The organism is Rhodococcus sp. APC 3903, from assembly GCF_030407755.1.
Lineage (GTDB): Bacteria > Actinomycetota > Actinomycetes > Mycobacteriales > Mycobacteriaceae > Rhodococcus_F > Rhodococcus_F erythropolis.
On sequence record NZ_JASDCV010000010.1, the window covers coordinates 243,637 to 251,888 of the forward strand.

The 8,252-nt window shown below is 60.8% G+C and carries 8 protein-coding genes; 1 reads left to right on the forward strand and 7 read right to left on the reverse strand.

What is annotated here, in order from left to right; genetic code table 11:
* Positions 1-14 precede the first annotated feature (14 nt).
* Positions 15-1,124 (reverse strand): MinD/ParA family protein, encoded by a 1,110-nt coding sequence (locus QMA15_RS16765; RefSeq protein ID WP_290285483.1) that lies wholly within the window; start codon positions 1,122-1,124, stop codon positions 15-17.
* Between the two features lie 122 nt (positions 1,125-1,246).
* The gene (locus QMA15_RS16770) at positions 1,247-2,173 is read right to left on the reverse strand and encodes a tyrosine recombinase XerC (protein WP_279163805.1); all 927 of its coding nucleotides are present in this window, start codon (positions 2,171-2,173) and stop codon (positions 1,247-1,249) included.
* An 84-nt stretch (positions 2,174-2,257) separates the two neighbouring features.
* On the opposite strand from QMA15_RS16770, the gene QMA15_RS16775 reads away from it, so the two are divergent.
* Positions 2,258-3,430, forward strand: coding sequence for a multidrug effflux MFS transporter (locus tag QMA15_RS16775; RefSeq protein ID WP_029255136.1), 1,173 nt, complete (start codon positions 2,258-2,260; stop codon positions 3,428-3,430).
* On the opposite strand, the gene QMA15_RS16780 is transcribed toward QMA15_RS16775, so the two are convergent.
* From QMA15_RS16780 to QMA15_RS16800, 5 genes are all read right to left on the reverse strand, one after another.
* The gene (locus QMA15_RS16780; RefSeq protein WP_080910457.1) at positions 3,427-4,197 is read right to left on the reverse strand and encodes a siderophore-interacting protein; all 771 of its coding nucleotides are present in this window, start codon (positions 4,195-4,197) and stop codon (positions 3,427-3,429) included. The genes QMA15_RS16775 and QMA15_RS16780 overlap by 4 nt on opposite strands.
* 295 nt (positions 4,198-4,492) lie before the next feature.
* Entirely contained in the window at positions 4,493-4,852 is a 360-nt protein-coding gene (locus QMA15_RS16785) for an Lsr2 family protein (protein WP_003942721.1), read from the reverse strand.
* A 403-nt stretch (positions 4,853-5,255) separates the two neighbouring features.
* Positions 5,256-6,383 (reverse strand): DNA-processing protein DprA, encoded by a 1,128-nt coding sequence (gene dprA, locus QMA15_RS16790; protein ID WP_279163806.1) that lies wholly within the window; start codon positions 6,381-6,383, stop codon positions 5,256-5,258.
* On the reverse strand, positions 6,380-7,888 hold the full coding sequence (locus QMA15_RS16795; protein WP_021333044.1) for a YifB family Mg chelatase-like AAA ATPase: 1,509 nt from the start codon (positions 7,886-7,888) through the stop codon (positions 6,380-6,382). Before QMA15_RS16795 ends, dprA begins: the two co-directional genes overlap by 4 nt.
* The gene (locus QMA15_RS16800) at positions 7,888-8,244 is read right to left on the reverse strand and encodes a YraN family protein (RefSeq protein ID WP_029255132.1); all 357 of its coding nucleotides are present in this window, start codon (positions 8,242-8,244) and stop codon (positions 7,888-7,890) included. Before QMA15_RS16800 ends, QMA15_RS16795 begins: the two co-directional genes overlap by 1 nt.
* Positions 8,245-8,252 lie beyond the last annotated feature (8 nt).

Here is an 8,252-nt window from a genome sequence, read left to right on the forward strand (position 1 = left end):
AATCGGTCGCAGAATCAGTGCCACTCGGAAACGGCGTGCCGACCCACAGCGTCCGCGAAGTCGTCGGCCACCATCGCTGCCAGTTCCATGAACGCTCGTCTGGTGGCCGGTCGCATCAACTCGAGGACCATCACCGACCCCTCCGCGAGATGCTCGTCGAAAGGAATGACCTCGACGGCGCGGCATCGACGCATGAAATAGTCCACCAAAGCGTCCATGTCGATCACGCTCGACCCTGGTCGGGCGGCGCTGATGACGACGACGGTCCGTTCGACCAGATGGCCGTATCCGTGCAACTGAAGCCAATCGAGCGTTGCCGCTGCGCTGCGCGCTCCGTCGATTGCCGGCGAACTGACGAGAACCAACGAATTGGCAAGATCGAGAACGCCGTTCATCGCCGAGTGCATGATCCCGGTACCGCAATCAGTGAGGATGATGTTGTAGTAGACCTGCAAGATGTCGATGACCTGGCGATAGTCCGCCTCGCTGAATGCCTCCGAAATCGCCGGATCCTGCTCACTCGCCAGGACCTCGAGACGACTCGACGACTGGGATGTGTGCACTCGAACGTCCGAATAGCTCTTTATGTCCGGTCTAGCAGCAATCAGATCGCGCACCGTCGAATTGGTCTGCAGCGGAACACGTTGCGCCAAAGTTCCGAAATCGGGATTGGCGTCAACCGCCACGACGCAGTCACCACGAAGCGAAGCAAATGTCGCACCGAGTCCGACCGTGACCGTCGTCTTGCCCACGCCCCCTTTGAGCGAGAGCAAAGCGACTCGGTAGTCGTTACGGATCGGCTGCTCGATTCGGGCGGCCAGTGCACGGTTGCGCTGTTCGTTGGTCGAATCCCCCAGATTGACCACACCTCCGGTCGCACGATGCAATCCCCTACGCCATCCGCCACGCGGCGTCCGTTTAGGGCGTTTCAGTAAAGCTTCGGCAACCAGATCCTGGTTTGTCACCTGCTGTTGGCTCGACGGTGGCGGTGGCGTGGTCCAGACCTCTTGCAGTCGTGCCACAGGCTCCGGCGTCGGCGCCGGCTCGGGAGCCGGTTGCGGCGCTTCGGACAGCCAGGCCGGTTGGCCGCTGTTCGGCAGGTGCTTCACATCTTGGCGGTTCACGAATCCCCCGGATTTCGCATGTCATCGAGTGTCTCGACACGACGATCGAACTTGCCGATTGTTCACTCTTCTGAGCTGCGACGCTACCAAATACCGGCCGAGAACTCGCGTCGCTTCACAATCTAGGCGCGTGGATGGGCCTGATCGTGGACCGATCGAAGGCGTTCGACCGACACGTGCGTGTACAGCTGAGTGGTCGCCAAACTCGCATGCCCGAGGAGTTCTTGGACCACACGAAGGTCTGCACCACCCTCCAGCAAATGTGTCGCAGCCGAGTGCCGAAGCCCGTGCGGACCCATGTCGGGAGCCCCTGGAATTGCAGCCATGGTTTCGTGGACCACCGAACGCGCCTGACGCTGATCGAGCCGGCCGCCTCGAACTCCGAGGAGCAATGCTCGCCCGGACCTATCCGAACTCAGCGCGGGTCGTCCGTGCTCCAGCCACCCGTTCAGTGCCGATTCTGCAGGCAGGCCGTATGGCACCGATCGCTCCTTGTTCCCCTTGCCGAGGACACGAAGCAAACGTCGATCAGCATCGACCGACTCGACGTCCAGTCCACACAACTCGCCGACGCGAATTCCGGTGGAGTACAACAATTCCACGATGAGTCGGTCTCGCAGGGCGAGCGGCTCTTGTTGCTGCGCACCGCTTTCCGCTGCATCCATTGCGTCGAGGGCCTGGCTCTGACGCAGCACCGTCGGCAGCGTGCGACGAGCAGGTGGAGCCGCCAGACGTGTGCCCGGGTCGACGGAAATACGTCCGGTCTGCGCGAGCCACGCAGTGAAACCACGCGCCGAAGAAGCCCGTCGAGCTACCGTCGTACGGGCTGTTCCTACGGCATTCTGGGCGGCCAACCACGAACGCATGACACTTAGGTCGAGGCGGTCGAGATCTGCATTCTCCGAACCCGCGGAGAAATGGGTCAGCAATGCCCGCGCGTCACCGACGTAGGCGCGGATCGTGTGTTCCGACCGGCCTCGGCTCAGTCGGAGGTGCTCGGCATACGCATCGAGGTGAACGCTCAAGCTCGCCGGCAATGGGTCAGTCATGAACACACGCTCGCTCGCCGCGATTGAAACTGCAAGCTGCCTCGCCGATAGGGTTGATCGGTGAATCGAGCAATTCCTCTGAAGATGTTGTGTGTACTGGCACTGATTTCCGCAATCGCTCCACTGTCCATCGACATGTACCTGCCCGGCCTACCTTTGATGGCGGATGCACTCGACACTACTGCGGCCAGCGTTCAGCTCACGCTGACCACCTTCATGGCAGGCCTCGGAATCGGCCAGCTGATCATCGGTCCGATCTCCGACGGACTTGGCAGGCGACGAATACTGCTGGCCGCGACAATCATCACGGCACTGAGCGGCGCGGCATGCGCGGTGGCGCCGAACATCGAGTTTCTCATCGGTGCACGACTCGTCCAGGGCTTGAGTGGAGGCGCTGCCATCGTTCTTGCCCGCGCTTGTATTGCCGACCGAGCGCGCGGCGACGACGCAGCGAAGCTCTTCAGCATCATGATGATCATCGGCGGTATCGCTCCCGTGGTCGCGCCACTGATCGGCGGCGCACTTCTGGGTCCCGTCGGATGGCGCGGGATCTTCTGGGTCCTGGCTGTCGCGGGCGCTGTGATGGTGGCTGGTGTCGTTTTGCTCGTTCCCGAGACACTTCCACCCGAGCGACGCCATGGCGGTGGTTTGAAGGCCCTGATCTCGAATCTGCAGTACGTGGTCCGAAACCGGCACTACCTCGGATATGCGCTCGCATTCGTCTTCGGATTCGGCGCCTTGTTCGCGTACATCTCCGCATCACCGTTCGTCGTTCAGAATGTTCTCGGGCTGAGTCCGTCACAATTCTCGATCGTGTTCGCAGTTAACGCCACCGGAATGGTCACGGCAGCGATGATCACCACTCGCCTGCTCGGTCGCGTCGGAGCTCGCACGCTGCTGCGTTTCGGGGTGTGCCTGCTCCTCATTGGTGGCGCCGTATTGTTCTGTACCAGCGTGGTTTTCAGTTCCACGAATACGTGGTTGATCTTGGTCCCACTGTTCGTGGCGATTTCGAGCATCGGGTTCATCATGGGCAATGCAACCGCTCTCGCCCAAGGAGAGGTCACCAACGCGGCCGGAACTGGTTCAGCCCTGATGGGAGCGGGCCAGTTCGGCTTGGCAGCGCTGGTTTCGCCGTTGGTGGGAATTGCGGGAGAAGACACTGCCGTGCCGATGGCAATCGCAATTCCCACCTTCGGAGTTCTCGCGGCCGTTGCGCTCGTGTTGCTGACTCGCGGCAAGGCCACCGCGAGTTAGTTTTCGGCCGCGGCGAGTTCGGACTTCCAGACCCGGAAGCCTTCTTCGGTGCGACCACGACGCCAATAGCCGGAAATAGAAGCAGCCGCCGCCGGGACATTTCGTTCCTTGCGAATGTACGGCCGGAGGTTGTGCATGACGGCTTGTGCTTCACCGTGAATGAACACGTGCGGTTCGCCCGGCAACCATTCGAGTGCCTTGACCGCGGCGACAACCGGAGCGTTGTCGCCAGCTAATTCTTCGCCGACCACATCGGACGATGCTCCGCGATGCAGCCAGGTCACGGCAATACCTTCTGGGGCATCGAGCGCGATTTCGTCTTCCGGCCCCCCGACTTCGACGACGGCGTAGCCGACCGCATCCGGCGCCAATCTCGCTATCGAAGCAGTAATAGCAGGTATTGCGGTCTCGTCTCCGACGAAGAGATACCAATCAGCGGATGGTGACGGCGAAAACGCGCCACCCGGTCCACGCAGGGTAATCTCAGCGCCCGGCTGAACGGACGCGGCCCACGGACCTGCAACTCCCATGTCGCCGTGGACGACAAAATCGATTGCAATCTCTTTGGCATCAAGATCGTACGAACGAATCGTGTAGGTGCGCAGTATCGGCTGATCAGGAGTGCCGAATTCGATCTTTACATAGGAATCGCTGTATTCGCTGGGAGTGAAGGACTCGAAGCCCGGTCCCCCGAGAAACACTCGCACCATATGGGGAGTCAATTGTTCGGTCCGCAGAACCGTCAATGCAGTTGTCGGCTTGGCCACAGAAAGATCCTTCCAAAAGTTAGTGTTACCTAACTAAGGTACACGACAATTGCAGCGCATGGACAAAATGCCTCCCCCGGCACATCCGCCCCGCGCGCGACAGACCACGGTGCGCAACGAAATAAACCGACCACTCTGCCGGGTAAATTCGTCGGTGGCAGCCAAATTTCCGAATCAGGACTCGTGCATGATCAGGCAGCACATCGCTATCGGAGAAATTCAGCAAAGCAATAGTAAAATACGCCTCTGGCCCCCGGCGAGGTTCGCCAGGGGCCAGAGGAGGCATTAATTCAACCTAGTGTGCAGCGTCGAAAGCGTCGATGATTTCCGCTTTGATACGCCCGCGCGGAGCAACTTCGTAACCGTTCTTACCCGCCCAATCACGAATGGCCTGGAGCGTCTCCTTGGAGCGGCCAGAACCCGACGTGGCCTGCGGAGATGCAGCCTGCGCCTTCTTGCCACGCTTCCCGCTCACCTTCGCCGCCGCCTCGACGAACGGCTTCACCGCAGCGTCGAACTTCTCTGCATTGGTGGCGCGCAGATCGATCACGTAATCCGTTCCCTGGTAAGAGAACTCAATTCGATCACCGAATCCATCGTCAATCGGCTTACCGTCAAGGTCGTCGATGAGTTGCCGAATCAGCTTCTCAGCCATTGCACTCCTCTTTCAATGATCGATTCAATTCTCCTTCACAATACACAGATAGAGCGTTGATGAACAAAAGAAGTCCGGAAACCTGTGCCATTTCCGAACAGACTCAATGGTCCGAATTAGCAGCGGGTTAACGACGCACCAATCAATACCCGCACTCAGGGGATCCAGACTAATCAGACTTCAAAGCACATTGACCTGAGACTTTCCTGAGGCCCGTTAAATTCACGGCCAGGTCTGCAAAGCTGGGTCGAGAATAACGCTGCACACAGGCCGATCGAGTTCACGAAAAGCAGTCCTGACGTGCAATTACCAGCATCGCGAGGGTATTCGAGTTTCGTTCTCGCCGGAACGGTTAGTGGGCATCGCCACCCGCCCACCGGACGAGCACAATCAAGTTCACGCGCTACCGCGTCCGAAACCATCCACTCGAATCCGAACTCGCAAACCCCTCGAGTTCGAGCAGAGGAAGAGTTGCACGAACCTGCGTTATGAGCAATCCCGATTCCTCGGACAGCTCACGCGTACTACGTGAACCTGTTCCCGGCAATGCTTCGTATACCAATCGAGAATTGCCCCGCAATGCGTCGATGTCACGTGTAGCGGCTGCATCCTCCGCGGAATCCCCGACACCAAATGGACCTGACGCTTCGACTACATCCACGGCATTGGAAACGAGTTGCGCTTCACCTTCGCGGATCATCCGGTGACATCCGGTCGACGATGCCGAAGTAACCGGCCCGGGCACCGCCATTACCGGCCGGCCCAATTTCCGGGCCCAATTGGCGGTATTGCGTGCACCACTGCGCCAACCCGCCTCGACCACCACTACTCCGTCCGACAACGCAGCTACCAGTCGATTCCTTGCCAGAAACCGGAACTTTGCAGGTGTTGTGCCCGGTGGATATTCACTTATCACTGCACCCGAACTCGCTATCTGTTTGAGTAGTCGCGTATGCCCTGACGGATACGCTCGATCGACCCCACAGGCCAAGACAGCCAGTGTGTTTCCACCTACGCCCAATGCAGCGCGGTGCGCGGCCCCGTCGATACCGAAGGCCGCCCCGGAAATCACGGTCCATCCGTCGACAGCGAGGTCACCGGCAATCTCTGCCGTCACGTGTTCGCCGTACGCAGTAGATGCTCGCGTGCCGACAATCCCAACCGATCTCTCGGTCAGATCAACCAAATCCCCGGACCCCAACACCCACAACACAAATGGCGCCGTCTCACCCCCGGAGGCATCGAGTCCGTCGAAGGAAAGCATTCGCCACGCCGGCCAATCGGCGCAGTTCGGTGTTACGAGCCTGCCACCCATCGCCTCCATCAGGTCGAGGTCTCGTTGGGCTGTGTCGATGTGAGCGCGGGCTCGTGTCTTCTCCTCGATCGCGGGTGGCAGATCGCCGTTGCGGACCGCCCTCGCAGTTTCTTCGACCCCGAGCTCGTCGATCAACATGGACATATACGCGCTTGGGCCCTGCACGACGCGGGACAGATATGCCCAAGCGAGTAGTCGCGGATCGTGCGCAGTCATTGGAATCCCCTGTCTCGGAAGTCGAGTGCGGTGACAACTTGGTCTGGTCCGGGCATCGCCTCACCTGCCAGATCGGCGACACTCCAGGCAACCCGCAACGCTCGGTCCGCCCCACGAGCAGTGATGACACCTTTGCGCAGCGCCCGTTCCACCGGCGCCAGCGCCGCACGCGAGAGTCTGAACTTCTGTCTCAACGCCGGCCCTGGTACTTCCGCGTTGGTCCGCCACCCGTACTCACTCCACCGCTGGGCTGCAGTGTCTCGAGCCGCCGCCACGCGCGCACGAACGTCGCCGGTACTTTCCCCTACTTCGTCGATCAGCGCTCCGGTTGCAACGGCCTGCATCCGGACCCTGATGTCGACTCGGTCCAAGAGCGGGCCGGACAATTTCCCCAGGTAACGGCGACGCGCCGCGGGTGCACATACACAATCCGCGTCTCGCGGCGGCGCGCATGGGCAGGGATTGGCGGCCAGGATCAGCTGGAACCGCGCCGGGTACCGCGCAACTCCGTCCCGCCGGGCGATTCGCACTTCCCCGTCTTCGAGTGGCGTGCGTAGCGCTTCGAGCACCTTCACCCCGATCTCGGCACATTCGTCGAGAAACAGCACGCCGCGATGGGCGCGGCTGACCGCACCAGGACGAGCCATCCCACTACCACCACCCACCAGCGAACTGACCGACGAACTATGATGCGGCGCAATGAAAGGCGGCATATCGATCAACGGCCGATCCTCCGGCAACACCCCCGCCACCGAATGAATCGCCGTCACCTCCAACGACTCCCCCTCCGTCAACGGCGGAAGAATCCCCGGAAGCCTCTGCGCCAACATCGTTTTCCCGATCCCCGGCGGACCCGTCAACATCAAATGATGCGCACCCGCCGCAGCAACCTCGATCGCCCACCGAGCATCCGTCTGCCCGACAACCTCACTCAAATCACGCACCGTCACCACATCCGCACGCTCGAAAACATCAGGAACAGCCAGCGCCAACTCACCACGCAACCACCCGATCACCGCAGACAGATCGTCAGCTCCCAGCACTTCGATCCCCTTCACCAGGCCCGCCTCAGCCAACGCCCGAGCTGGAACCACCACAGTCCCCCACCCCGCCCGCTTCGCCGCAAGCACCGCAGGCAACACACCACGCACCGTCCGCAGTCGACCGTCGAGTGCCAACTCCCCCAAAAAGACAGTCTCCCGCAACAACTTCCGCGGCAACTTCTTCGCCGCATCGAGAACCGACAACGACAGAGCCAAATCGTAAACGCTGCCCACCTTCGGCAACGTCGCCGGCGACAACGCCAAAATCACCTTGCTGTCCGGCCACTCCTCACCAGAATTGGTCACCGCGGCCCGAATCCGATCACGCGACTCGTGCAACGCCGTATCAGGCAGCCCCACCAAATGCACCGCAGGCAACCCGCGCCCGATATCCGCCTCGATCTCCACGATCTGCCCGTCCACGCCACTGACCGCAACAGAATGCGCCCGCCCCAACGCCATCAGAACGCATCCACAAAATGCTCGACCGAAGGCACACCGTCGCGGCCGATCAACACCGCCACCACATCGAAACGCACCCTCGACCACGACCGACCCGAATCAGTGAGCCACTGCATCGCCAACACCCGAATCCGACGCTGCTTCGCGAACGTCACCGACTCCGCCGGACTCCCGTACCCGACACCCGACCGAGTCTTCACCTCCACGAACACAATCCGATCACCGGACGTGGCAACAACATCCAACTCGCCGTACCGACAACGCCAATTACGCTCGACAATCTCCAAACCAGAATCGATCAGGAACTCGACAGCCACATCCTCGCCCCGAGCACCCAACGCCATATTCCTCGCCATCCCAGCCC

What these genes read in the sequence shown, in the direction of transcription:
- QMA15_RS16770 (WP_279163805.1), bottom strand. Translation starts at nt 2,173, where the DNA reads ATGACTGACCCATTGCCGGCGAGCTTGAGCGTTCACCTCGATGCGTAT.
- QMA15_RS16775 (WP_029255136.1), top strand. Translation starts at nt 2,258, where the DNA reads ATGTTGTGTGTACTGGCACTGATTTCCGCAATCGCTCCACTGTCCATC.
- QMA15_RS16785 (WP_003942721.1), bottom strand. Translation starts at nt 4,852, where the DNA reads ATGGCTGAGAAGCTGATTCGGCAACTCATCGACGACCTTGACGGTAAG.
- dprA (WP_279163806.1), bottom strand. Translation starts at nt 6,383, where the DNA reads ATGACTGCGCACGATCCGCGACTACTCGCTTGGGCATATCTGTCCCGC.
- QMA15_RS16795 (WP_021333044.1), bottom strand. Translation starts at nt 7,888, where the DNA reads ATGGCGTTGGGGCGGGCGCATTCTGTTGCGGTCAGTGGCGTGGACGGG.
- QMA15_RS16800 (WP_029255132.1), bottom strand. Translation starts at nt 8,244, where the DNA reads ATGGCGAGGAATATGGCGTTGGGTGCTCGGGGCGAGGATGTGGCTGTC.